Raw genomic sequence first — 23886 nt, 5'->3', positions numbered from 1 at the left:
TCTCACTCTGCGGAGGACGCTTTGCCTATCCGGCGTGCTTTGCTCCCCCAGAGCAAGTGAAGCAGCTGCCTGAAAAACTGCGCCCAAGGGCTTTCATCTTCGATTGGGAGAGATGCAGAACCGCCCTTGAGCTTAGGCTCCAAACCAAACTGGTCTTCAAATATCGGCAGGAGCTTGCAAGCCAGAACAAGCCGCCGTTCTCGGTCGGATGAAGGCCGTGCCTTTCGCGGTTGCCAGTTGCTGGACAGTTCAAGCCAATACGCAAACTTTCTCATCGGACCGACAAGTTCGAAGATGCGGCCTGGCAAGTTGCAATACTCAAACATCTCGCTCTCCGGAGAGCCGGATTTAGCTTCGAGCGCGGCCATCGTGTAGTCTTCTTGCCACGCCATATCATTCATTTCTCTGCCGATCTTGATGATCTCGTCGGCACAAGCAGAACATCGCTTCGCCATCTGCGCGCGGCTCAAACTGTCCTCGGTTCGCGCTTCCGGGAGCTGAAAGTGAATGATACGCAACTCGCGAGCCACATAAGACCAGCCGTCCTTGGGGGTATGGTGGAAGCTCATTTCTTCACACGCACGGCTCAGCATCTCTGCCTCAACCTCCGCAGACCCAATTTCACCCCAAGCGACCCACTGATCCCAGTGCTCTTCGACCACTGCACGCGAGACGCCATAGTCCTCGTATCTCGGCCTTGTCCTTGGGCCTCTCTTGGTCATGGCGACTCCATCGGTGGCCGGGTCGCTTCCCAAAGGACGGCCTGTCGGTCGGGCGTAGAATGTTCACCCCAGAAAATGCTAGCCGCCATCTGGTAGAAGCGGGTCCAGTCGTTGCTATCCGCGTCCTCGACGCTGGCACTGCCGCCAACTGGCTTTGCCGCAAGCCCAAATTCCCGTTCAAAAAGCGGTGAGAGTAGAACGGCCAGCCTTACCCTTTGTTGTCGCATCGACCGCGCATTCCATTTTGCAGGTGGCTTAGCCCATTCAAGCCAAGCCGAAATGTGCGCCAGGTCCTGCTTGAGTTCACCCAGCCCTCTTTCCCTATGCCTCACTGCATACGGATCGGGACGTGAGTAAATTGCCGACACATAGTAGAGTTCATACTCTAGTCCGTGGAGAAGCTCTTGAGCTTCCCCCAAGCGCTTGAGAGCTTTCTGCACTTCCTTCTGCACCTGGGCATGAGACATGCCGTTCTTGGCAAGCGAACCGCAGCCCAGTTCAACAAGTCTCAATTCTCTCGCGACAACAAGCCATCCAGATTTTGGAGACTTCTCTCCCTTTCGGTCCTTGAAGGCCGCTTCGAACCGCACTGCATCAAGCTCGGGAACCGGAATGCTACCGGAAGCAACGCTGGCATCATAAATTCGCTGCAAGTCATCGCGACTGGCGACAGCGTTCTCATAGGCGATCCGATACCTAGACATTGTTCTTGGCGGCTTCGAGTGGGATCACCTCACCACCCCCTGCTAGCGTGTTGAGATAGTCACTCCACCATTGCGCCATCTTGACCCGCTCGTTCCAGTAGTTGCCGCGACTGTATGCTCCACGGACTGCATCGCTATCGCCATGAGCAAGCGCCCGCTCGATAGCATCGGGGTTCCATTTCCCGCTTTCGTTCAGCAAGGTCGATGCGGTCGCCCTCAACCCATGAGCAGTAACTTCATCTTTGGAGAAACCCATGCGTCGGAAGGCGGCGTTGATGGTGTTCTCACTCATCGGTCGCTTTGAAGTATATAACGATGGGAAGACGAAGGCTCCATTACCCGAAAGCTGGTGTAGCTCGCGCAAATGCGACAGCACTTGGCGGGAAAGCGGCACGGCATGTGGCCGCCGTGCCTTCATCTTGCCTGCCGGAATGCGCCAAATCGCGGCTTCCAGATCAAACTCACTCCATTCGGCATGGCGCAGCTCGCCTGGTCGCACAAATATGTGCGGCGCGATCAGGAGGGCAAACTTCGTGACGGGATGGCCGTCATAACTTTCGATGGCGCGTAGCAGCGCACCCAACTTGGTCGGCTCAAGGATGGCGGCATAGTGCTTGGCTTTCGGCGTCACCAACGCCCCCCGCAATGTAGATGCGGGATCGTGCTCGCCTCGGCCTGTCCAAATGGCATACCTAAAGACACGGCTGGCAAAGCTTCGGCACTTCTTGGCCGTCTCGTAGTTGCCCTTGGCTTCCAGCTTCGGAGGGCAGCCAAGAGCATTTGGGGATCGACATCGGTAATCGGCATCTTGCCGATCGCTGGCTTCAGCAAGTCCAAGAACCAACGCGCCTTTTTCAATGTCCCCTCGGCGCAACCATCTCCCACCATCTTCTTTTCGATGTATTCAGCGCCAATCGCGCCAAACGTATTTGCAGCCTCGAACTGGGCTGTCGCCTTTGCCTTCTTGCGTTGAAGCGACGGGTCAACGCCTTCGCCCAGCTGTCGTCTCGCTGCATCTCGCAAGTCACGGGCCTCGGCCAAGCTGACTTCCGGCCACGCCCCCAACGCCAGCCGCTTTTCCTTGTTGGCGATTCGGTATTTCCACCGCCAAAGCTTCGAGCCGTTCGCGAAAACTTCGAGATACAGCCCCTTGGCGTCAGCTCGCTTGTAGGGCTTCGAGCCAGGCTTGAACGCCTTAATCTCGGCTACAGTCAACGTCATTTGGGGGAATGACCATTGGCCGAATGGGGCCACATCAAGTGAAATGCCCCCGCCAATGCCCCCATCAGGAGCGGGTTTTGGGGGCATGACCTGAATTGCCCAGAACCAACCATGGATTACAAATGCCCTGTTTTACAGGCTTTTGCAAGCAATCTGGGATGTTGAGGAATGTTGAAATGGTGCCCAGAAGAGGACTCGAACCTCCACGACCTTGCGATCGCCGCCACCTGAAGACGGTGCGTCTACCAATTCCGCCATCTGGGCACACTGTGCAGGTCCGGTCGTCGAATGCCGGGCTGCCGGGTAGGCGCGGGCCACTAGCGAAGGGGTGGCGGGGTTGTCAACGCAAGATCGCCCCGACACCGGACAATTCTGCGGCGGAGAATTCTTCGCCAGGCAATTCCCAACCCGGCGAGCTGCCGGATTGCCGACCTTGCGGTCCGGCCCGGCATTGGGCAAAGGCGGCGGCGAAGACAGCCGCGCGGCACATAACCCATTCCCGCGCATTGAAAGGGCATCATGGCAACGCGCAATCCTTTGAACGGCAAGCTCGTCACGCTGATCGGCGGGAGCGGCTTTTTCGGCACCCATATCGCCCAGGCACTGCTGGAGCGCGGGGCGCGGGTGCGCATCGCCAGCCGGTCGCCGCAAAGCGCCTTCAAGCTGAAGGCGATGGCGAACCTGGGGCAGACCCAGTTCACGCGCTGCGACGTCACTAACGAGGCGAGCCTGCGCCACGCCGTCGCCGATGCGCACGGCGTGGTCTATCTCGTCGGTGCCTTCAGCGGCAATCTTGACGCGCTGATGCGCGATGGCGCGGGCGATGCGGCGCGCTTCGCTCACGAGGCCGGCGCCAGCAGCTTCGTGCAGGTCAGCGCGCTCGGCGTCGATGCCGATTCCGATGTCGATTATTCACGCACCAAGGCGCAGGGCGAGGAACTGGTCCGGGAGGCTTTCCCGAAAGCGACCATCGTCCGCCCGTCGATCATTTTCGGCGAGGACGACAATTTCCTGAATATGTTCGCCAACTTGATACAGGGCTTCCCGGCCCTTCCGGTCTTCGGGCCGGATGCGCAGATGCAGGTCGTGAATGTCGACGACGCGGCAGAGGCGGTCGCCAATGCGCTGGCAGACCCCGGCAAGCATGGCGGCAAGACTTACGAGCTGGCCGGCCCGGAGGTCCTCACCATGGCCGAGATCAACCGCATGATCGCCGATGCGCAGAACCGCGACCGGACCTTCATCGAATTGCCCGACTTCGTCAGCCGCAACTTTGCCAAGTTCACCGGCTGGCTTCCGTTTGCGCCGATGACGATGGACCAGTGGAAGCTGCTGAAGCGGGGCAGCGTGGCGAGTGGCGATTTCCCGGGGATCGAGAAGCTGGGCGTGACTCCGCGGCCATTGTCGCTGTTCCTCGACCGCTGGATGACGACCTTCCGCAAGCATGGCCGCTTCGGCAAGGCCAGCGCATCGCGTCCCACCGCCACGGGCGGCGGGACGATCGGCACCTGACCGGCTGCCCGCGCTACAACGCGCTGGCGTAGGTCTCCAGCAACAGGGCATTGGCACGTTCTGCCGCGGCGCGGTCGTATGCCGGCGAGTCTGGCACGGTCCACCCGTGGTCGCCTGCAAATACGTCGACCAGTCCTGCGGCACCGGTGTCGGCCATCGCGCTGCGCAGGATCGCCTTGTGATCGGGATTTTCCGCATCGTCATCCTGCGCGATGGCGATGAGATAATTCGCATCCCCGCGCAGCATTGTGTGCGGGCTGTTCTCCGCGTCCCGAACAAGGCCGCCGCCATGGAAACTGGCGGCCTCGCGAATGCCGGGCACTGCCGCGGCGCTCCAGATCGTGAACGGACCGCCCATGCAATAGCCCTGCGTGCCCATTCCGCGCGCGCCATCAACCGCCGACCGCTCCATCAGCCAGCCGGCTGCGGCGCGCGCGGTGCGCTGCACGCTTCCGGCAGTCAGCTGGTCGCGCCAGGGCTTCACCTTTTCGAAGCCGTCCTGCTCGACGAAAGCCGCGAAATCGGCGAATTGTTCGCCCGAAACGCTCTGGTAATAAGGGTTGAGGACGAGCACGGCATAGCCCTCGCCCGCCAGCCGCCGCGCCATGGCGCGCTTCGCATCGCGCAGCCCGGCGATATCCGGCCACATGATGACCGCCGGCGATTCGCTGTCGGCGGGATGGACGAAGAAGGCGTCCATCGTGTCGTCGCCGATAGCGAACGATACGCTGCGTTCTGCAAGCCTGCCGGTATCGCCGCCGCCATAGGTTGTGCAGGCGGACAGGCCCACGGCCCCGCCGGCGAGAGCGGCCCCTGCCCCGAACTTGCGGCGATCCATCGCCCATCTTGCCAGCAAATCGCGATCGCACATCGTCTCGTCTCCCCGAATGAAGCGGCTTCGCCTTCGTTTAATTGAACGCTTAAACTCCCGCCGCGTGCATGCTATCTATGCATGGAAAGCCATTCGGTGCCGGAGCGCGAAAAGCCCTGGCCCGCCAAAGGAGAGCGCGATGCCCACTGCCTACAAGAACCTGATCGACGGCGAGATGATCGAGACCGCCGACACGCTGGATGTCGTGAACCCCGCGAACGAGGAAATCATCGGCGTGGTGCCTGCCTGCGGCAGGGACGAGCTCGACCGCGCGGTCGCCGCCGCGCGCCGGGCGTTCAAGACATGGTCGAAGACGCCGATCGAGGAACGGCGCCAAGCTGTGCAGGCCGTCGCCAAGATCATCTCCGACAATCACGAGGAGCTCTATCGCCTCCTGACCAGCGAGCAGGGCAAGCCGCATGGCCAGGCCAAAGGCGAAATCCTCGGTGCCGCCTACATGACCGGCAACCAGGCCACGCTGGAGCTGGAAGACGAGATCAACGAGGACAGCGACACCCGCCTGTCGCGCACACGCCGGGTGCCGGTGGGCGTGGTCGGCGGCATCGTGCCGTGGAACTTCCCGGTGATGATGGCGATGCAGAAGATCGCGCCGGCCATGCTGTCGGGCTGCACCATCGTGCTGAAGCCCAGCCCCTTCACCCCGCTCGCCACGCTTCGTCTGGCGGAGCTGATCAAGGATGCGGTGCCTGCTGGCGTCGTCAACATCATCACCGGCGAGGATGCGCTCGGCCCGATGATCACCGGCCACCCGGACATCGACAAGATCACCTTCACCGGCTCCACCGCGACCGGCAAGAAGATCATGGAAGGCGCGAGCGCGGACCTGAAGCGCATCACGCTGGAACTGGGCGGCAACGATGCAGCCATCGTTCTGCCCGATGCCGACGTGGAAAAGGTCGCCGAAAAGCTCTTCTGGTCGAGCTTTTCCAACGCCGGCCAGGTCTGCATCGCATCCAAGCGGATCTACATCCACGAGGATATCTACGACGAGCTGTCTGCCGCCATCGCGGAGTATGCGAAAGGCGTGACCGTGGGCGACGGATCGCAGCAGGGCACCGGCGTCGGTCCGATCCAGAACAGGAAACAGTTCGAACGGGTGTGCGAGCTGATCCAGGATGCCAAGGACAACGGCTACAAGTTCCTGGTCGGCGGGGACACCGATCCTTCAGGCTCCGGCTATTACGTGCCGATCACCATCCTCGACAACCCGCCCGAAGACGCGCGGATCGTGGCGGAAGAGCAGTTCGGCCCGGTCATGCCGTTGATGAAGTTCTCGACCGAGGAAGAGGTGCTGGAGCGGGCCAACAACTCCGAATACGGCCTCGCCGGGTCGGTGTGGACGCGCGACACGGATCGCGGCGTGAAGCTGGCCGAGCAGATGGAAACTGGCACGGTCTGGATCAACGAGAGCCAGCACCTGTCGCCTTTCGCTCCGTTCGGCGGGCACAAGCAATCGGGCTTCGGCGCGGAATACGGCAAGGAAGGCTTGCTCGAATTCACCTATCCGCAGGTGATCACCGTTAACAGGAAGGCAATGGCCTAGGGTCAGGACCCATTACTGGCGCGGGCGATCAGCAATAGTCCGGCGGCGCGAGGCGCTGCCGGATTTGCCACGCGTCGACCCGCTTCGGGACCGCGCGAAAGATCGCGGATACACCGCGCCGCAGCCACGGCCTGCCGTGGGCGATCGCGCCCATTGTGGCGCTGTCGCGGTGGATGCGGGCGACGCGTTTCAGGCGCAGTCGGTCGAATTCCGGCAGGATCCTGTCGGGCGGGAGACGCCCTGCCAGGATGCCGAGCGCCCATGCATCCTCGATGCCCTGGCAGGCGCCTTGCCCCTGGTTCGGTTCCATCGCGTGGGCGGCATCGCCGATGCAGATGACCCGGCCGCGCCCGAAGGATTTCGGCATCGGGCGGGAATGGATCGGAATGGTGATCAGGGCTGCGGGATCGGATGCGGCCACAGCCTCCCGAATGCGCTCCGGGAAAGACTGCGAGCGGCGAAGCAATTCGGAATGGTCGAGCACGGCGATCCCGGCCTGAGTGCCGGTTGCCATGTAGAACCAGTATCCAGAGCCGCCGGCATCGAACAGGCCGAAGCGGTCGCCTTCGCCCCAGATTTCCTCGCCGTGCCCGGTCGCTTGCGGGGCGGCTTCGACCAGGTTCAGCACCCCGCCGTACCCGCGATAGACGGGCGGATTGCCAAGCAGGGACGTGGCGATGTCCGAATGGATGCCGTCTGCGACGATTAGGAGGTCGAAATCTCCTAGCAAAGTACCGTCCCGCGCAGTCAGGGCAACGCGCCCGCCTTCCTCCTGCGCGCGCCCGACCGCGACGCCGCAGCGCACGTCTCCGGCCCCAAGCCGTTCCAGCAATATCGCCTGGAGATCGGTTCGCAGCGGCAGCCAGCTGTCGCTGCCGGACAATTCGACGGGCCCGAAGAGGCCGCGTCCCTGCACGTCCCGCAGCGCAAGCCGTTCGACCCCTGCGGCCTTGCCGCGTACCGCATTCCCGCATCCGAGCCAGTCGAGGCCGGCCATCGCGTTGCCCCAGATCGACAGCGCCGCGCCTGTGGGGCGGATTTCTTCGGCCTGTTCGAACAAGGTCACGCCGAAACCTGCCTTGCGCAAGGCGATGCCCGCAGACAATCCGGCGATGCCGCCCCCGATTACTGCCGCCGACGAAGCCATGCGCTTCTCCCCGTTTGCGCACAGGCTACCGAATTTGCCTTCCGTTTCCAGTGCATTGGACGCATCCTTGCATGCGGCGGATCAAACGATGCGCCCGCGCCGCCAACAAGTTCGACGCGGTGCGCACGCCTTCCGGCGGCCGCATCTATGCCATCGGCACCGAAGTCCAGGTGCTGGACTTCAGTTTCGCCGACTGAGCCCTATTGCTTCTCGAACGCGGCGCTGATCGTCAGTTCGACCGCGTCGCCGACGACTGGCAGCGCATAGTCGATACCGAAGTCGGAGCGCATGATTGTGGTCGTGCCGTGGAAGCCGATGGTTTCGGCCTGGCTCATCGGGTTGCTGCCGGCACCGGTGAAGCGGGCCTCGATCGTGACGGGCTTCGTCACGCCGTTCATCGACAGATTGCCCGCCACGATGGCGCGGGTGCCGTCGCCATAGACGGTGACTGCAGTCGATTCGAATGTGGCGGGTGCAGGCTCGGCGCCGAAGAAGTCGGGCGATCCACCGTCCTTACCGGGCCGCAGCAGGTGATTGCGCAGGCCTTCGCTCGGCACGGCGACGCTGGTGATCGGCACGCTGACCGAAACCCGCGCGTCCTGCGGATTGGCGGGATCGATCACCAGCGTTCCTTCCGCGTCGCCGAACACGCCGTGATAGTCGTTGAAGCCGAAGTGGTTGACGCTCCAGCCCACCAGCGTGTGGGCCGGGTCGGTCTGGTAGGTTCCGGCGGCGACACGGCTGACGTCCATCTGGCCGGGCAGGTCCGCGCCGTGATGGTCGGCAGATGCTGGCAGCGTGGCGATGGCGGCAAGGCTTCCCGCTGCGGCAAGGGCGATGGCGAATTTCTTCATGGTGTTCTCCGGACTCTTGTGCTCGGCCTTCCAATGCAGGAGCCGCGCCGTGCGTTCCGGTTACCCCGCCTCAGCCGGAGAAGACCACGGTCCGCCCGCCGTTTACGAGCACCCGGTCGGCAAGATGCAGCCGGACCGCCTCGGCAAGCACACGGCTTTCGATGTCGCGGCCCTTGCGGATCAGGTCTTCGGGGCTATCGGCATGGCCGATCGCCTCGGCATCCTGGTGGATGATCGGCCCCTCGTCGAGATCGCTGGTGACGTAATGCGCGGTGGCACCGATCATCTTCACCCCGCGCGCATGGGCCTGGTGATAGGGTTTGGCACCCTTGAAGCCGGGCAGGAAGCTGTGGTGGATGTTGATGCAGCGCCCGGCAAAATGGGCCGCCTGCTCGTCCGACAGGATCTGCATGTAGCGCGCCAGCACGACCAGTTCCGCGCCGGTTTCCTGCGCCAGGCGGCGCACCTCGGCCTCCTGCGCTGCCTTGGTGTCCGGCGTGATCGGCAAGTGGTGGAACGGCAGTTCGCCCAGCTCCGTATGCTCGATCGCCTCGCGCGGATGGTTGGAGACGATGGCGACTGGCTCCATCGCCAGTTCGCCGATGCGCCAGCGGTAGAGCAGGCTGGCCAGGCAATGGTCGAACTTGCTGACCATGATCATCACCCGGCGCGGGCGGTCGCGCTGCACCAGCTTCCATTCCATGCCGAACCGGACGGCGATGGGGGCGAAGCCGCTGCGCAGATCCTCGCGGGTCGCCTCGCCGGGGTCGAACTCAACCCGCATGAAGAACGCGCCCGCGCCGGTGTCGTTGAACTGCTGCGCTTCCAGCACGTTGCCGCCGCGCTCGAACAGGAAGCCCGTCACCTTCGCCGTGATGCCGGGGCGATCCGCGCTGGACAAGGAGAGGATGAGGGGTGCGCTCATGCGAGGAATTCGGATCCGTGCCTTAGCGCCGCGACAGCGCCTCTTCGCACTGCGTCATCAGCTTGGCGATGATATCGGCGGCGGGTTCCTCTTCCTTCAGCATCCCGACCGACTGTCCGGCCATCAGGCTGCCGTTCTCGACATCGCCGTCGATCACCGCGCGGCGCAGCGCGCCGGCCCAGTAGTGCTCGATCTGCAGCTGCGCTTCGGCCATCGCGATCTCCTCGCGGTCGAGCACGGCGGCGACTTCGCGCTGCTTAGCAGTGAATTCTTCCGTGCCCTTGTTCTTCAGCGCCCGGACGGGGATCACCGGCAAGCGCGCATCGACCTGGACCGAAGCGACCGCATCGCGTGCGCTGGCGCGGAAGAAGGCCTTCTTGAAATCGGGGTGGGCGATGCTCTCCGTCGCGCAGGCGAAGCGGGTGCCCAGTTGCACGCCGACCGCACCCATTTCGAGATAGCCCGCGATCGCCTGGCCGCGGCCGATTCCGCCGGCGACGAAGACGAGGTGGTCCTCGGCCAGTTCGGGCAGGAATTCCTGCGCCAGCACGCTGGTCGAGACGGGGCCGATGTGGCCGCCCGCTTCCATCCCTTCGATCACCAGCGCGTCCCCGCCGCTCCGCAGCAGTTTCTTCGCCAGTGCGAGCGTGGGCGCGAAGACGATGACCCTGGCGCCGCCTTCCTTGATCTTTTCGACGCTGCCCTTGGGCGGGATGCCGCCAGCGAGCACGACATGGCCGACACCGTGCCGCGTGCAGACCTCGATCAGGTCGAACAGCTGCGGGTGCATGGTGATCAAATTCACGCCGAAGCGCTTGTCGGTCAGTTTCCTCGTTTCGGCGATCTCGGTATCGAGCAGTTCCGGCGTCATCGCGCCGCAGGCGATCACACCAAAGCCGCCGCCGTTGGAGATGGCGGAAACGAGGTTGCGCTCCGAAACCCAGCTCATCGCGCCGCACAGGATGGCGTGCTCCGAACCGAGGAACTCGCGGCCGCGCCGCATCAACGCGTGTGATCGTTTGTAATCTGTCATGACCCGGCCTTTAGGGTCCGCCTCAGCGGTAGGCAATCCGCACCTTGGCTGCGGCTGAGCCGGCGGTAGCGCGCGCCGCATCGGTGTCCGGCCCGCTGGCGAGGGCCACACCCATTCGCCGGTAGGGGCGCGTCAGGGGTTTGCCGAAGATCCGCAAGTCGGCGCCTTCTGCCATCGCATCGGCAAGCCCTTCGAAACCGAAGTCGGAGCTCTCCCGGTCGGCAAGGATCACGGCGGAGGCGCTGGGCCGCGCGCGGATATCGTCCGGCACCGGCAGGCCCAGGATCGCGCGGGCATGGAGGTCGAATTCGGTCAGGTCCTGGCTGACCAGCGTGACCATGCCGGTATCGTGCGGGCGCGGGCTGAGTTCGGAAAAGATGACCTCCCCGCCCTTCACGAAGAATTCGACGCCGAACAGGCCGTGTCCGCCCAGCTCGTCCACCACCTTGCGCGCCATGGCCTGCGCGGCGGCGATGGCGGCGTCGGTCATGGCGGCGGGCTGCCAGCTTTCGCGGTAATCGCCGCGTTCCTGCCGGTGGCCGATAGGCGGGCAGAAGCTGACCCCGCCGGCATGGCGCACGGTCAGGAGCGTGATCTCGTAGTCGAAGTCGACGAACTGCTCGACGATGACGCGCCGCCGGTCGCCGCGCATGTTGTCTGCGGCATAGGTCCATGCCGCCTCCAGCTCGCCCGGACCGCGCACGGTCGACTGGCCCTTGCCGCTGGACGACATGACGGGCTTGATGACGCAGGGCAGGCCGACATGTTCGGCTGCCGCCAGCACCTCGTCCAGATTCTCGGCGTAGCGATAGCGCGAGGTGACGAGGCCCAGCTTGTCGGCGGCGAGGTCGCGGATGCCGTCGCGGTTCATGGTCAGCTGCGTCGCGCGCGCGGTCGGCACGACATTGAAACCGTCCGCCTCCAGCTCGGCGAGCACTTCGGTGCGGATCGCCTCCACTTCGGGCACGATGAAATCCGGGCGGTGCCTTGCGGCCACCGCGCGCAAGGCCTCCCCGTCGAGCATCGAGAACACTTCCCGCCCGTCGGCCAGCTGCATCGCCGGCGCATCGTCGTAACTGTCGCAAGCGATCACCCGCGCGCCGAGCCGCTTGGCGGAAATGACGAATTCCCGCCCCAGCTCGCCGGACCCGAGCAGCAGGATGGTGGCGATGTGGCTCACGAGCGGTTCAAGCTGCCTCGTCTTCCGCGTCGAGGCCGTAGGCAGTGTGGAGGACGCGGACGGCGAGTTCGGTTTCGTCCTCGTCGATCAGCACGCTGATCTTGATCTCGCTGGTGGTGATCGCCTGGATGTTGATTCCGCGCTCGGCCAGCGCGGCAAACATGTCCGCCGCGACGCCCGCATGGCTCTTCATGCCCACGCCGACGACGCTGATCTTGGCGATCTGGCTGTCGGTGATGATGCGGTTGAAACCGATCTCGCCGCGGTGTTCCTCCAGCAGCGCCTGCGCGCGGGGCAGGTCGGCCTGCGGGACAGTGAAGGTGACGTCGGTCTCCCCTTTGTCGCGCCCCACGTTCTGGATGATCATATCGACATTGATGCTGGCCGCCGCCAGCGGGCCGAAGATATGCGCCACCGCCCCGGGCTTGTCCGGTACGCGAGTCAGGATCACCTTCGCTTCGGTCTTGTCGTGGGCGATGCCGGTAACCAGCTGCCGTTCCATATCCAGCTTCTCCTCGAGCGCCGTCATTTCCACTTCCGACACGATCAGCGTGCCGGGCAAATCGTCCGCCGACGGGCCGTCACCGTCGGTAAAGCTGCTGAGTACCTGCACGCGCACGCCGGACTTCATCGCCAGGCTGACGCTTCGGGTCTGCAGCACCTTGGCGCCGACGCTGGCGAGCTCCAGCATTTCCTCGTGCGTCACCGCCTTCAGCTTGCGCGCCTTGGCCACTATGCGCGGGTCGGTAGTGTAGACCCCGTCCACGTCGGTATAGATGTCGCACCGGTCGGCACCGATGGCGGCCGCCACTGCCACGGCCGAGGTATCGGAACCGCCGCGGCCCATGGTGGTGATGCGCCCTTCGTCCGAAACGCCCTGGAAGCCGGGGATGACCGCGATCTGGCCCTCGCCCATCGCCGCCAGCAGGCCTTCCGCATCGATGGCTTCGACCCGCGCCTTGGCATGGGCCTCGATAGTACGGACCGGCAATTGCCAGCCGAGCCAGCTGCGCGCCTTCATGCCCATGCCCTGCAACGTGAGCGCGAGGAGGCCGCTGGTCACCTGCTCCCCGCTTGCCACGACGACGTCGTATTCGGCCGGATCGTAAAGCGGGTTCGCCTCGCGCGCGAAATTGACCAGCCGGTCGGTCTCGCCCGCCATGGCAGAGACGACCACCGCCACCTCGTCGCGCGTGCCGTCGGGTTTGGGCGCGGCCTGCCGGCGCACGATGTTGGCGACCCGGCGAATGCGCTCGGTCCCGGCCATCGAAGTGCCGCCGAATTTCATCACGATCCGGGCCAAAGTCGCCATGCTCCTGCTGGTGCGGGTTGAACCGCGCTGTTAGAGAGCCGTCATGGCGAATGCAAATGTCTCGGGTGCAACCAGTGGCGCAACGATCCGTCCCGATGAGGCGCAGCACTTCGGCGCGCTGGCGCGGGACTGGTGGGACCCGATGGGCTCCTCCGCCATGCTGCACCGCCTCAATCCGGTGCGCCTCGGCTTCATCCGCGAGGCGGTGGACATCCATTTCGGCAGCGATGCCTTTGGCTACGAGCCGCTTTCAAGGAAGAGCGCGCTCGACGTCGGTTGCGGGGCCGGCTTGCTGTGCGAACCGCTGGCGCGGCTCGGCGCGGACGTCACCGGGGTGGACGCTGCGGCGCAAAACGTCGCGGTGGCGCAGGCGCATGCCGATGCGATGGGACTTGCCATCGCATACCGCCACGGGGAGCTGGGCGAGCTAGGCCTCGGCCAGTTCGACCTCGTCACCTCGATGGAAGTGATCGAGCACGTGGCAGACAAGGGCGCCTTCATCGCCGCGCTGACGGACTGCGTGGCCGATGACGGCCTGCTTGTGCTGTCCACCCCGAACCGTACGCTCGCCAGCCGCGCGCTGCTGGTCGGCGCGGCGGAAGCGGTCGGCGCAGTGCCCAGGGGCACGCATCACTGGGAAGATTTCATCACGCCCGACGAGCTCGAGCAATTGTTGCACGCCGCCGGTTTCACGGTCACGGACTGCAGGGGCATCGCCTTCAACCCCGCCAAGGGCTTCACCCTCTCCGCCAATCGCGACCTCAACTACATCCTCTCGGCCCGCCGCGCATGATTGCCGAACTGCTCGCCGCAGCGGGCGACAGCCTGATCGAACGGACATCCAGCACGCTGCGGGTGCAGAGCATCGTGCAGCTGTCGCTCGCACCGGTGTTCATGCTCGCGGCGATCGGCGCGGTGCTCAACGTCATGAACATGCGCCTTACGTGGATCGTCGAGCGGGTGGACAAGCTCGAGAAGCGGGAGGAAGAAGGGCGCACCGATCGCGAGATCGAGGAGCTGCCGGCGCTGCGCCGCCGCCAGAAATATGCCCACGACGCGATCAACCTCAGCACCGGGGCAGGCCTGCTGATCTGCGTGGTCATCATCCTGCTGTTTGTCAGCGCCTTCATCCGCACCGCCATCGGCACGTGGGTCGCCGCCACGTGGATCACCGCGATGGTGCTGGTTTCGGGCGCGCTGCTGATGTTCCTGCTGGAAACGCGCCTCGCCACGCGGTCGGCCCGCGAGATGCGCAGTCTTTCCCGCCGCATCGAACGGCGCGAACGGGACTGAAATTCAGAGGTAGGCATTTTCCCAGATCGTCTCGTTGAAGCCGACGTCGGTCTGCCCGTCATGGGTGACGACGGGGCGCTTGATCATGCTGGGATGCGCCACCATCAGTTCGACCGCCTTGTCGCGGTCCAGCCCTTCTTTGTCCGCATCGTCCAGCTTGCGGAAAGTGGTGCCGCGGCGGTTGAGCAGCACCTGCCAGCCGACCGCATCGGCCCATTCGCCGACCATGCCGCGCGACGGCGGCTCTTTCTTGAAGTCGTGGAAGGTGTGGTCGAGACCCTTCGCCTCCAGCCACTTGCGCGCCTTTTTCACTGTGTCGCAATTGGGAATGCCGTAGAGGTCGATCATGTCAGTGTCCTTTCGGGGCGAGATGCGCGCTCGCGATGGCGACGGCAAGCGCGTCGGCCGCATCGGCACCCGCCACCTGGGCGCCGGGAAGCAGCACTTTCAGCATAGCCTGCACCTGTGCCTTGTCCGCGGCGCCGGTGCCGACGACCGACTTCTTGACCAGCCGCGCGGCGTGTTCGCTGACCGGGATCGATGCGCGGCCGCATGCGGCAAGCACCGCTCCGCGCGCCTGCGCCAGCTTCAGTGTCGACTGCGGGTTCTTGTTGAGGAAGACCTCCTCGATCGCCGCCCGGTCCGGCGCGTGAGAGGCCAGTACCGCGTAAATGGCATCGTGCAGGTGGTGTAGCCGGTCCGCCATCGGCGCCTTCGCGTCCGTCTTCACCTGCCCGTTGGCGACATGGCTCAGTCGCGCGCCCTCGCTGCGCACCACGCCCCAGCCGGTACAGCTGAGCGAGGGATCTAGGCCGACGATGATCACTTCACCAGTTCGCCAGAGTCCACGAAAACAGCATCAGCAATAGCGCACAAATTCCGCGGGCCACTACACAAACGGCAGCGAACTCCGTCCGGCTCACCCGCCGACCTGCTCCATAACCTCGTCGGAAATGTCGTAATTGCCCCACACGGTCTGCACGTCGTCATCGTCGTCCAGCACGTCGATGAGCTTGAGCAGCGTGGCTGCGTTCTTTTCGTCCATGTCGACGGTTAAGTTGGGCTTCCACGCCAGCTTGACCGTCTCCGCCTCGCCCAGCGTCCCTTCGAGGTCGCTGGCGACCTGGTGGAGATCGTCGGCCGCAGTCCAGATCTCGTGGCCGTCATCCGAGCTGGCGATATCTTCCGCGCCCGCTTCCATCGCCGCTTCCAGCACCTTGTCCTCGCTCCCGGCATCGGCGGGATAGACGATCAGGCCCAGCCGCTCGAAACCGTGGACCACGCTACCTTCAGTGCCGAGATTGCCGCCGTGCTTGGAAAAGGCGGTGCGCACGGCGGTGGCGGTGCGGTTGCGGTTGTCGGTCAGCGTTTCCACGATGATCGCGCTGCCGCCCGGGCCATAGCCTTCGTAGCGCACTTCCTCGTAATTATCGCCGTCCGTCGCCGATGCCTTGTCGATCGCGCGCTGGATATTGTCCTTCGGCATCGACTGGGCCTTGGCCGCGTTCACCGCCAGGCGCAGGCGCGGGTTCATGTCCGGATCGGGCATGCCCATCTTCGCCGCCACGGTGATTTCGCGGCTGAGCTTGGAGAAGAGGTTGGAACGCTTCTTGTCCTGCGCACCCTTGCGGTGCATGATATTCTTGAACTTGGAATGGCCTGCCATGGTGTCGCTTGAACCTGTGGTGGATGAAATCGGGGGCCGCAATAGCCGCATGACGATGGATACGACAAGCCCGCCGATGGGTGCGGACGGCGCTGTGTCGGGCAAGCAAACCGCGCCTGCAACGATGCGCCATGAATGGCGCCGCTATGCCGGCTTCCTGCGCCGGCCCGTCCTGCCGGAAGAACAGGTGCGGACCGGTGGCAGCGGGTTGGCCGCGATCTTCCGCATGCTGGGCCTCGACCTGCTGCTGATGGCAGGCCTGGGGGTGATTGCGATGCTGGTCATCGCCGCGGGCGTGGAGCTTCCCGAAACCGCGCTGGCGGGCATGGAGATCGAAATCGGCCTCGCGCTGGCGGTCGTGATCGTTGCGCCGCTGGTGGAAGAACTGCTGTTCCGTGGCTGGCTGTCGGGCAAACCCGGGCGCGTCGCGGCCTTGCTCGCCATCCTGGGCGGGGCAGCGCTCGGCGGCGTGTTGACGGCCACGGGCCCGCAGACCGATGTGCCGGGACCGGCCTTGTTCGCGACCGGCGGCGGCATCGTCCTGGCGGTGATCCTGTTTGTCGCGCTGCGGAATCACGACGCGCCGCAATGGTACCGCAGGGCCTTCCCGATCTTCTTCTGGCTGAGCACGCTCGCCTTTGCGTTCATCCACGTCTTCAATTTCGAAGGCGCGGAGATGCTCGCCGCTCTGCCGCTTGTGCTGCCGCAATTCATCACCGGCTCGATCCTCGGCTACATGCGCGTGCACTATGGCCTGTGGTCGAGCATCGTGCTGCACATGCTGCACAACGGCGCCGCCCTGTCGCTGGCATATGCGGCGACGGAGCTTGCCGCCTAGTCGAGGATTGCCGCCCAGTCGGTGTCGTTTTCGGCCTGACGCCGCAAAACCGTGCGCCCGCTGACGAAGAGTTCGACATCCACCGGGCCTGCATCGCCGCCTTCCATGAGGCAGGCGCTCAGCTCGATGACGTCGTCCCTGCGGTTTGCCGACAAGGCATTCCATCGTTCCAGATCGATCAGCCCGCGCACCGGCGAAGGCTTGACCTTCTGGAAGTCGTTCTCGCGATAAAGCATGTTGCAGGCCTGCATCCGGGCCGTCCTGTCCTCGAACGAAAGAGGCGCCTCGACCGAAGGCCGCGCGCACGCGGCGAGGCAGACGATCAGGACCGCCGGCAGGACCTGCTTCAAATTGTCACAGCCGTACCGCTGGCGCTGACCATCAGCATCGAGCCGGTATCGCCGATCACCTCGTAATCGAGGTCGACGCCGACCACCGCATTGCCGCCCACGCGGCCAGCCTCGGCCTGCAGCTCCGCAATCGCCTGCTCGCGCGCGTCGCGCAGGATACGTTCGTAGCTGCCCGAGCGGCCGCCCACGATGTCGCGGATATTGGCGAACAGGTCGCGGAAGAGATTGGCGCCGACGATCACCTCGCCGGTCACGATACCGCGATATTCCTGGATCGGCCGCCCCTCCAGCGTGGGCGTCGTGGTGACCGGAAAGTGGCGCGCGTCCTTGTACTGCGGGGGCATGTTCGTCTCCTTTTGGCTGGGCCGCCTATGCCATGCCGAGCGCGGCCTTGTATGTATCGAGCACCATTTCCTGCTCGCTGCGGTCGTCGGGCTTCATCTTCCGCAGGCGAACGACCTGGCGCATGATCTTGGGGTCGTATCCGACCGCCTTGGCTTCGGCATAGACGTCGCGGATATCGTCGGCGATGCCCTTCTTCTCTTCCTCGAGGCGCTCGATCCGTTCGATCAGCAGGCGCAGGCGGTCGTCGGTGGCATCGGCCATTTCGTATCTCTCTTCTCTATCCGGGTGAATCGGTTGGCGGCCTGATAGCGAGAGCGGGCGCGGGGGTGAAGCGCGCAATCCCCGGCGCGGTCGGAGGCCAGCAAGGGCGCGAGCAACCGGCATCGGCGGCATTCGAATGCAGGCGCGCGCCGCCATGCGCTCGCTTGTCTTGCGCCTGCATGCTGCCATAGGGTCGGCGAAACGCAGCCATCCGGAGTTACGCAGCACATGGCACAGATCGATCCGCGCGACCGCAAGGTGAAAATTCTCGCCACGGTCGGCCCTGCCAGCCGCGATCCGGCCATGCTGCGCAAACTGCTCGATGCCGGCGCTGACGCCTTCCGCATCAACATGAGCCACGGCGAGCGCGATATCCACGGCGATACGATCAAGGCGATCCGCGACCTTGAAAAAGAAACGAAGCGCCCGATTGCGATCCTGTGCGACCTCCAGGGCCCCAAGTTGCGCGTCGGCACTTTCAAGGACGGCAAGGCGGTGATCCGCCATTCCGGCCACTTCACGCTTGATCGCAAGGACGAACCGGGCGACGAAACCCGCGTCCAGTTGCCGCATCCAGAACTCTTCGGGATCCTCGAAAAAGGCCAGCGCCTGCTGATCAACGACGGCAAGATCAGGCTCCGCGTAATCCGGGCGGACGGGAACGAGATCCTGACCAGAGCGGAAGTCGGCGGCGTCATATCCGACCGCAAGGGCGTGAACGTGCCCGATGCCGAAGTGCCGATCCCGGCCCTGACGAAGAAGGACCGCACCGACCTTGCCTATGCGATGGATCACGGGGCCGACTGGATCGGCCTCAGCTTCGTGCAGCGCGGGGAAGACCTGGCCGAAGCCCGCCGCCTGATGGGCGGGCGCGGCGCCCTGTGCGCCAAGATCGAGAAGCCGGGCGCGGTCAACCGCCTCGCCGAGATCCTCGAACTGGCGGACGGCGTGATGGTGGCCCGCGGAGACCTCGGCGTGGAGCTTGATCCGCAGGACGTCCCGCCGATCCAGAAGCGCATCGTCAACGCGGCGCGCGAGCTCGGCAAGCCGGTCATCGTGGCAACGCAGATGCTCGAAAGCATGATCGAAAGCCCCGCGCCGACCCGTGCCGAAGTCTCCGACGTCGCCAACGCGGTCTATGACGGGGCCGACGCGGTGATGCTGAGCGCGGAGACCGCGGCCGGCGAATGGCCGGAAGAAGCGGTGCGGATGATGGACCGGATCGCGGCTTCGGTAGAAGCCGATCCTGCCTATGCGGAGCGGGTGCATTTCCACCAGCTCTCCGCCCATCCTACAACCGCCGACGCACTGAGCCATGCCTGCATGACCATTGCGCAGACGGTACAGACGGCGGGCATCATCGTGTTTACGGGTTCCGGCAGCACGGCGCGGCGCGTGGCCCGCGAACGGCCGGCGGTGCCGATGTTGGTGCTCACCCCCTCCACCGCCACGGCGCGCCGTACCGCGCTCCTGTGGGGTGCGCATTCGGTGACCACCAAGGACATCGGCAGCTTCGAGGAGATGATCGCCAAGGGCAAGCGGATGGCGCTGCGCCACGGCTTCGGCAAGGCGGGCGCAAAGCTGATCGCGCTGGCCGGCGTCCCTTTCGGTACGCCGGGGTCCACCAACCTCCTCCACGTCGTCACCCTGCAGGGCAACGAGCTCGACGGCCACGCTTGAGCGCAGTCGCGCAACGTCGCGGCGAAGCTGCGGTAGCGGCCAAAATGCCACACGCCGCAACGGTACTGTAACAACATTTAATCGCTCGCTTGAATTTTGCTGTGTTGCCTCGTTAATGCGGCGGGGCATACGAATGCATTGAGGAGAGAGAACTCATGAACTTCCTTGGACGCTCCACCACGTCACTGACCGCGCTTGCCCTGACGGGTGCAGGCATGGTCGCCCTGCCCTCCGCCGCGTTGGCGCAGGACGCGCAGGACTACGATTCCGATGCCGCTACGCCGGGCGAGGCGCAGGAGCCGGAAGGCCGGCAAGGTCGCCAGAGCGCGCTCGACGATCTCAGCGGCGTGATCGTCGTCACCGCGACCAAGACGGAAGACGCCGAAGAAGTGCAGGACGTGCCGCTGTCGGTCACCGCCTTCAACTCGCAGAGCCTCGAAGCGCTCAAGGTACGCGACGTGCAGTCGCTGACCTATTCCGCGCCGAACGTCTCGCTCGACCAGGTCGGCACCAGCCGCGGTATGGCGAACTTCTCGATCCGCGGCCTCGGCATCAACTCCTCGATCCCGTCCATCGACCCGACGGTCGGCGTGTTCGTGGACGGCGTATATCTGGGCGTGAACGGCGGGGTCGTGTTCGACCTGTTCGATCTCGACAGCGTGGAAATCCTGCGCGGTCCGCAGGGCGTGCTGTTCGGCCGTAACGTGACCGGCGGCGCGGTCCTCCTCAACACCGGCAACCCGACGGAAGAATTCCAGGGCAAATTCCGTGCGGCCGTCGACGGCCCGTTCGTGGACGACCGCGGCGGCGCCAATTACTACGCCAGCGGCGTGGTGTCCGGACCGCTGGTGGAAGACACGGTGCTGTTCAAGCTGGGTGCGTACTACAACAACGACGAAGGCTATTTCACCAACCTTTTCGACGGATCGAACCAGGGCGCGGCGGAAACGTATATCGTCCGCGGCGCACTCGAACTGCGCCCGCGCGACGATGTCACCCTGCTCGCCAAGCTGGACTATTTCGATTCCACCGGTGACGGCCCGGCCGGCCAGAACCGCGGGATCTTCCGGCGCGATACGTTCGATTTGTCGATCGACAACCGCGGCAGCTACGATACCGAAATCACCACCGGCAGCCTGCGCGCCGATGTGGAGGTAGGCCCCGGTACCCTGAGCAACATCTTCGGCTATCGCGACTACTCCGCCTTCACCAACGGCGATATCGATTCTGCGCCCATTTTCGGTTTCCATTCCGACACGGAATTTACCCAAGAACAATATTCAAACGAAATCCGCTACGCGATCTCGGAAGCCGATTACGACCTGACCTTCGGCGGGTTCTACTTTACGCAGGACCTGGCCTACACCGAAGTGCGTGACCTGCCCCCGCTCAGCCCGCTGACCTTCTATGGCGGCGGCACGCAGGAACACACGGTGCTGGGCGCGTTCGCGTCTGCGAAGTACTACCTCACCGAACGCCTCAGCGTGCAGGCCGGCCTGCGCTGGTCGCGCGAAGAGAAAGACGACACGGTGACCTACATCCGCCCGCGGCCGATGTGTTCCGTGGTCGACGGAACCTGCCCCACCACCGGCACCAATCCGTTCATCCCGACCGAGAACAACGGCTTTGAAGACGGCAACGTGTGGGAAAACCTCAGCCCGAAGCTCGGCCTGCAGTACGAACTCGACAACGCGCAGGTCTACGCTTCGTGGACGCGCGGCTACCGTTCGGGCGGTTACAACTTCCGCATTACCAACGCGCAAGTCTTCGAGAACGTCGTGGTCCCGGCAACGGGCGGGAATTTCTACTTCGATGAAGAGCGCGTAGACAACTACGAACTGGGCGCGAAATTCCAGAGTCTGGACGGCCGCATCACGCTGAACGGCGCGGTCTATTACACCGACATCGCCGACATGCAGCGCGAAGTGAACCAGTCCAGCCCCACCGCGGGCGTCAGTCAATTCATCCTGAACACGGCCGATGCCTCGATCTACGGCGGTGAGCTCGAAGGCCGCTTCCGCGTCCTCGACAGCCTGCTGCTGACCGGCAACATCGGCATCATCGATGCGAGCTATGACGAAGTGCGCTTCGACATTTCCGGCGACGGGGTGATCGATGGCGCCGATCTGGCGCTGAAATTGCCGCGTGTGCCGGATCTCACCTGGGGCCTCGGGCTGATCCACGAACTGTACTTGGGTTCGGACAGCGAAATCCTGACCCGCGTGAACTTCCAGCATCGCGACGAGTTCGCGTACACCGACAGCAACCTCGGCTACATCCAGGAAGCCGACATGCTGGACGTGAACATCACGTGGAACACGCCGATGGAAGGGCTCAGCTTCTCGATCTACGGCAAGAACCTGCTCGACGAAGTGCAGGCCGGCGGCGACACGCAAGTGCCGTTCGGCGGGCCGCTGTCGACCGGACAGGCGGTGCCGTTCGCGTTCTATCCTCAGTTCGGTACGCTCGCACCGCTGAGCAAGGGCCGGACGCTGGGCGCGGAAGTTACTTTCGAATTCTGACGCAGCGCAGATACGATGGATAAAGGGGCGGTCCGGCAACGGGCCGCCCTTTTTCGTAGCCTAACGGCCGGCGGCGCGCTCCAGCCGGGCGCGGGCCTCGTCCTCGCCGATCAGCGGGAGGAGAGCCCCCATATCGGGCCCCGAAGCACGCCCGGTGAGCGCAAGGCGTAAGGGCAGGAAAAGTGCCTTGCCCTTGCGGCCCGTGCTGTCCTTCAGCGCGCCGGTCAGCTGCCCCCACGGATTGTCGCCCCATTCGAGCGCGCCGGCCGCTTCACCGACATAGGCACGATCTTCGTCGGATAGCTCGGTCCGCTCAACGGGACCGGTGACGACCTGCCACCAATCGATGACTTCGCTCGCCTTCTCGAGGTTCGGCCGGATCGCAAGCCACGCGGCTTCGGTGAAGCCGCTTGGCAGGTAGCCGCGCACCCTTTCAAACGGCAGCTGGTGGACGATCTGCGCGTTGATGCGGTGAAGCTCGGTCTCGTCGAATTTTGCCGGTGCGCGGCCGAACGTCGACAGGTCGAAGGTATCGACCAGCAAGGCCCGATCCGCGATCGGTTCGACCGGTTGCGACGTGCCGAGACGGGCCAGCATCGCAACCAACGCTTCGGGCTCATACCCTTGCGCGCGAAAGTGATCGCAGCCCAGCGAACCGAGGCGCTTGGAGAGCTTCCCTTCGCTCCCGACCAGCAAGGCCTCGTGCGCGAAAGAGGGCATTTTTGCTGCAGCATAGCGCGCAGCAATAAGTGCGGTAAACATTTGAATTTGAACCGCAGTGTTGGAGACATGGTCCTCCCCGCGCAGGACGTCAGTCACGCCCATGTCGAGATCGTCGACCGCGCTCGGGAGCATGTAGAGCCAGCCTCCGTCGGCGCGCCGCACCACCGGGTCCGACAGTTGTGCCGGATCGAATTTTTGCGGTCCGCGGACACCGTCGTTCCACTCGATCGGCGCATCGTGATCGAGCTTGAAGCGCCAATGCGGAGCAATCCCTTCAGCCTCTTTCGCGGCCCGCTCCTCGTCGCTCAGCGAAAGCGCCCCGCGGTCGTAAACGGGCGGCTTGCCGCGTCCGAGCCGGATCTTGCGCTTGAGCTCGAGTTCTTGCGCCGTCTCGTAGGCGGGATAGATGCGCCCCGCGGCCTTCAGCGCCTCGAATGCCGCATCGTACAACTCCAGCCGCTGCGACTGCCGCGCCTCCCCGTCCGGCTCCAGCCCGAGCCAGGCGAGGTCGGCACGGATGGCATCGACATATTCCTCGCGGCTACGCTCGGCATCCGTGTCGTCGATACGCAAGAGGAAGCGCCCGCCGTGCTTCTTCGCCAGCATCCAGTTGTGCAGCGCAGTGCGGATGTTGCCGACATGGAGGCGGCCGGTCGGGGAAGGCGCGAAACGGGTGATCGTGGTCATGCGCGCGGCCTTAGCGCGAGCATGGTCCTATTGCGAGAAGAGCATGATGCTGTGATCGCCCCCTTCGAACAGCAGCCCGTTCTCCGCCGTGCGCGAAACGGTGGGGTTGCTGCCGAACACGGCGACGATCGCATTTTCCGCAGGGTAGCGCCCGCGGTCGCACACGGCGATCGGGACCGCTTCGGTGAATATCCGCCCGCCGGTGTAGGTGTAGGTCCAGGTGCCGCTGACGCATAGGGAGCCGTAGCGGATCGTGTCATGCGTGATGGCCACGGTGATTGCCCATCCCAGGTCCACTTCTGCTCCGTCCGCGCCGGCGACCCTGTAATTCCCGACGATGGTGTCCGGCGCGGTGCCCACGGCGATCCCATTCGGGGAGGCGACGGGTTTTTGGGCAGCGTCTCCGTCCGGCACAGCGGCCTGCTGCCCGCAACCGGCGAGTGCGCAAGCGAGCGCGGCTATCGGTACCCGCCCCA

General features: G+C 64.5%; 25 protein-coding genes, 1 tRNA gene and 1 pseudogene. 8 read left to right on the top strand and 19 right to left on the bottom strand.

Features of this window, described 5'->3' with window-relative positions:
• Nucleotides 1-2: 2 nt before the first annotated feature.
• The 4 genes and pseudogenes from QQW98_RS06330 to QQW98_RS06315 all read right to left on the bottom strand — a co-directional run bounded on the left by QQW98_RS06330 (nt 3) and on the right by QQW98_RS06315 (nt 2911).
• Nucleotides 3-722: a hypothetical protein gene (locus tag QQW98_RS06330; RefSeq protein ID WP_290136682.1), complete on the bottom strand. Its 720-nt coding sequence runs from the start codon at nt 720-722 to the stop codon at nt 3-5.
• Nucleotides 719-1426, bottom strand: a complete 708-nt coding sequence (locus tag QQW98_RS06325; RefSeq protein ID WP_290136681.1) for a hypothetical protein — start codon at nt 1424-1426, stop codon at nt 719-721. Before QQW98_RS06325 ends, QQW98_RS06330 begins: the two co-directional genes overlap by 4 nt.
• Nucleotides 1419-2647, bottom strand: a pseudogene (locus QQW98_RS06320) (tyrosine-type recombinase/integrase). Before QQW98_RS06320 ends, QQW98_RS06325 begins: the two are co-directional and overlap by 8 nt.
• Before the next feature lie 177 nt (nt 2648-2824).
• Nucleotides 2825-2911, bottom strand: a tRNA-Leu gene (locus QQW98_RS06315).
• A 255-nt stretch (nt 2912-3166) separates the two neighbouring features.
• On the opposite strand from QQW98_RS06315, the gene QQW98_RS06310 reads away from it, so the two are divergent.
• Nucleotides 3167-4159, top strand: coding sequence for a complex I NDUFA9 subunit family protein (locus tag QQW98_RS06310; protein WP_290136680.1), 993 nt, complete (start codon nt 3167-3169; stop codon nt 4157-4159).
• Nucleotides 4160-4172: 13 nt separating this feature from the next.
• Here QQW98_RS06310 and QQW98_RS06305 read toward each other — a convergent pair whose 3' ends face one another.
• Complete coding sequence (locus QQW98_RS06305) at nt 4173-5030, bottom strand: dienelactone hydrolase family protein (protein ID WP_290136679.1); 858 nt, start codon at nt 5028-5030, stop codon at nt 4173-4175.
• A 139-nt stretch (nt 5031-5169) separates the two neighbouring features.
• On the opposite strand from QQW98_RS06305, the gene QQW98_RS06300 reads away from it, so the two are divergent.
• Nucleotides 5170-6594: an aldehyde dehydrogenase family protein gene (locus QQW98_RS06300; protein WP_290136678.1), complete on the top strand. Its 1425-nt coding sequence runs from the start codon at nt 5170-5172 to the stop codon at nt 6592-6594.
• 28 nt (nt 6595-6622) lie between these two features.
• Here the strand turns inward: QQW98_RS06300 and QQW98_RS06295 are convergent, their stop codons facing one another.
• Nucleotides 6623-7741, bottom strand: a complete 1119-nt coding sequence (locus tag QQW98_RS06295; protein ID WP_290136677.1) for an FAD-dependent monooxygenase — start codon at nt 7739-7741, stop codon at nt 6623-6625.
• Nucleotides 7742-7812: 71 nt separating this feature from the next.
• Here QQW98_RS06295 and QQW98_RS06290 point away from each other — a divergent pair, with 71 nt between their 5' ends.
• Nucleotides 7813-7938, top strand: a complete 126-nt coding sequence (locus QQW98_RS06290; RefSeq protein WP_290136676.1) for a hypothetical protein — start codon at nt 7813-7815, stop codon at nt 7936-7938.
• A 3-nt stretch (nt 7939-7941) separates the two neighbouring features.
• Here QQW98_RS06290 and QQW98_RS06285 read toward each other — a convergent pair whose 3' ends face one another.
• The 5 genes from QQW98_RS06285 to QQW98_RS06265 all read right to left on the bottom strand — a co-directional run bounded on the left by QQW98_RS06285 (nt 7942) and on the right by QQW98_RS06265 (nt 13036).
• Nucleotides 7942-8595: a YceI family protein gene (locus QQW98_RS06285; RefSeq protein ID WP_290136675.1), complete on the bottom strand. Its 654-nt coding sequence runs from the start codon at nt 8593-8595 to the stop codon at nt 7942-7944.
• Between the two features lie 70 nt (nt 8596-8665).
• Nucleotides 8666-9520, bottom strand: a complete 855-nt coding sequence (gene purU, locus QQW98_RS06280) for a formyltetrahydrofolate deformylase (protein ID WP_290136674.1) — start codon at nt 9518-9520, stop codon at nt 8666-8668.
• Between the two features lie 22 nt (nt 9521-9542).
• Nucleotides 9543-10553: an NAD(P)H-dependent flavin oxidoreductase gene (locus QQW98_RS06275; protein ID WP_290136673.1), complete on the bottom strand. Its 1011-nt coding sequence runs from the start codon at nt 10551-10553 to the stop codon at nt 9543-9545.
• 22 nt (nt 10554-10575) lie between these two features.
• Entirely contained in the window at nt 10576-11733 is a 1158-nt protein-coding gene (gene purT / locus QQW98_RS06270) for a formate-dependent phosphoribosylglycinamide formyltransferase (protein ID WP_290136672.1), read from the bottom strand.
• Nucleotides 11734-11740: 7 nt separating this feature from the next.
• Entirely contained in the window at nt 11741-13036 is a 1296-nt protein-coding gene (locus QQW98_RS06265) for an aspartate kinase (protein WP_290136882.1), read from the bottom strand.
• Nucleotides 13037-13088: 52 nt separating this feature from the next.
• On the opposite strand from QQW98_RS06265, the gene ubiG reads away from it, so the two are divergent.
• On the top strand, nt 13089-13838 hold the full coding sequence (gene ubiG / locus QQW98_RS06260; protein WP_290136671.1) for a bifunctional 2-polyprenyl-6-hydroxyphenol methylase/3-demethylubiquinol 3-O-methyltransferase UbiG: 750 nt from the start codon (nt 13089-13091) through the stop codon (nt 13836-13838).
• On the top strand, nt 13835-14338 hold the full coding sequence (locus tag QQW98_RS06255) for a DUF2721 domain-containing protein (protein WP_290136670.1): 504 nt from the start codon (nt 13835-13837) through the stop codon (nt 14336-14338). Before ubiG ends, QQW98_RS06255 begins: the two co-directional genes overlap by 4 nt.
• Before the next feature lie 3 nt (nt 14339-14341).
• Here QQW98_RS06255 and QQW98_RS06250 read toward each other — a convergent pair whose 3' ends face one another.
• The 3 genes from QQW98_RS06250 to QQW98_RS06240 form a co-directional block, all read right to left on the bottom strand.
• A complete protein-coding gene (locus QQW98_RS06250) occupies nt 14342-14686 on the bottom strand; it encodes an arsenate reductase (RefSeq protein WP_290136669.1) in 345 nt (114 codons plus the stop codon).
• A gap of 1 nt (nt 14687) precedes the next feature.
• A complete protein-coding gene (gene ruvC, locus QQW98_RS06245) occupies nt 14688-15164 on the bottom strand; it encodes a crossover junction endodeoxyribonuclease RuvC (RefSeq protein WP_290136668.1) in 477 nt (158 codons plus the stop codon).
• 93 nt (nt 15165-15257) lie between these two features.
• Nucleotides 15258-16004, bottom strand: coding sequence for a YebC/PmpR family DNA-binding transcriptional regulator (locus QQW98_RS06240; RefSeq protein WP_290136667.1), 747 nt, complete (start codon nt 16002-16004; stop codon nt 15258-15260).
• Here QQW98_RS06240 and QQW98_RS06235 point away from each other — a divergent pair.
• Nucleotides 16003-16842, top strand: a complete 840-nt coding sequence (locus QQW98_RS06235; RefSeq protein ID WP_290136666.1) for a CPBP family intramembrane glutamic endopeptidase — start codon at nt 16003-16005, stop codon at nt 16840-16842. The genes QQW98_RS06240 and QQW98_RS06235 overlap by 2 nt on opposite strands.
• On the opposite strand, the gene QQW98_RS06230 is transcribed toward QQW98_RS06235, so the two are convergent.
• From QQW98_RS06230 to QQW98_RS06220, 3 genes are read right to left on the bottom strand one after another with little or no spacing between them, the layout of a single operon-like run.
• Nucleotides 16839-17192, bottom strand: a complete 354-nt coding sequence (locus QQW98_RS06230) for a hypothetical protein (RefSeq protein ID WP_290136665.1) — start codon at nt 17190-17192, stop codon at nt 16839-16841. The two genes, QQW98_RS06235 and QQW98_RS06230, sit on opposite strands and share 4 nt — an antisense overlap.
• Nucleotides 17189-17536 carry a heavy metal-binding domain-containing protein gene (locus QQW98_RS06225; RefSeq protein WP_290136664.1) on the bottom strand — a complete coding sequence of 116 codons (348 nt, stop codon included), beginning with the start codon at nt 17534-17536 and terminating at the stop codon, nt 17189-17191. The genes QQW98_RS06230 and QQW98_RS06225 overlap by 4 nt, the downstream gene beginning before the upstream one ends.
• A 25-nt stretch (nt 17537-17561) precedes the next feature.
• Nucleotides 17562-17798, bottom strand: a complete 237-nt coding sequence (locus QQW98_RS06220) for a DUF2312 domain-containing protein (RefSeq protein WP_290136663.1) — start codon at nt 17796-17798, stop codon at nt 17562-17564.
• A 228-nt stretch (nt 17799-18026) separates the two neighbouring features.
• Here QQW98_RS06220 and pyk point away from each other — a divergent pair, with 228 nt between their 5' ends.
• Together pyk and QQW98_RS06210 are read left to right on the top strand one after the other, a co-directional pair.
• The gene (gene pyk / locus QQW98_RS06215) at nt 18027-19478 is read left to right on the top strand and encodes a pyruvate kinase (RefSeq protein WP_290136662.1); all 1452 of its coding nucleotides are present in this window, start codon (nt 18027-18029) and stop codon (nt 19476-19478) included.
• A gap of 155 nt (nt 19479-19633) precedes the next feature.
• Nucleotides 19634-22000: a TonB-dependent receptor gene (locus QQW98_RS06210; RefSeq protein WP_290136661.1), complete on the top strand. Its 2367-nt coding sequence runs from the start codon at nt 19634-19636 to the stop codon at nt 21998-22000.
• 60 nt (nt 22001-22060) lie between these two features.
• Here QQW98_RS06210 and gltX read toward each other — a convergent pair whose 3' ends face one another.
• Nucleotides 22061-23410, bottom strand: coding sequence for a glutamate--tRNA ligase (gltX, locus tag QQW98_RS06205; protein ID WP_290136660.1), 1350 nt, complete (start codon nt 23408-23410; stop codon nt 22061-22063).
• Nucleotides 23411-23437: 27 nt separating this feature from the next.
• Nucleotides 23438-23770, bottom strand: coding sequence for a hypothetical protein (locus QQW98_RS06200; protein WP_290136659.1), 333 nt, complete (start codon nt 23768-23770; stop codon nt 23438-23440).
• Between the last annotated feature and the right edge of the window lie 116 nt (nt 23771-23886).

The organism is Alteriqipengyuania flavescens (genome assembly GCF_030406725.1).
Classification (GTDB): domain Bacteria; phylum Pseudomonadota; class Alphaproteobacteria; order Sphingomonadales; family Sphingomonadaceae; genus Alteriqipengyuania_B; species Alteriqipengyuania_B flavescens.
This window is presented reverse-complemented; position numbering and strand designations above follow the sequence as displayed.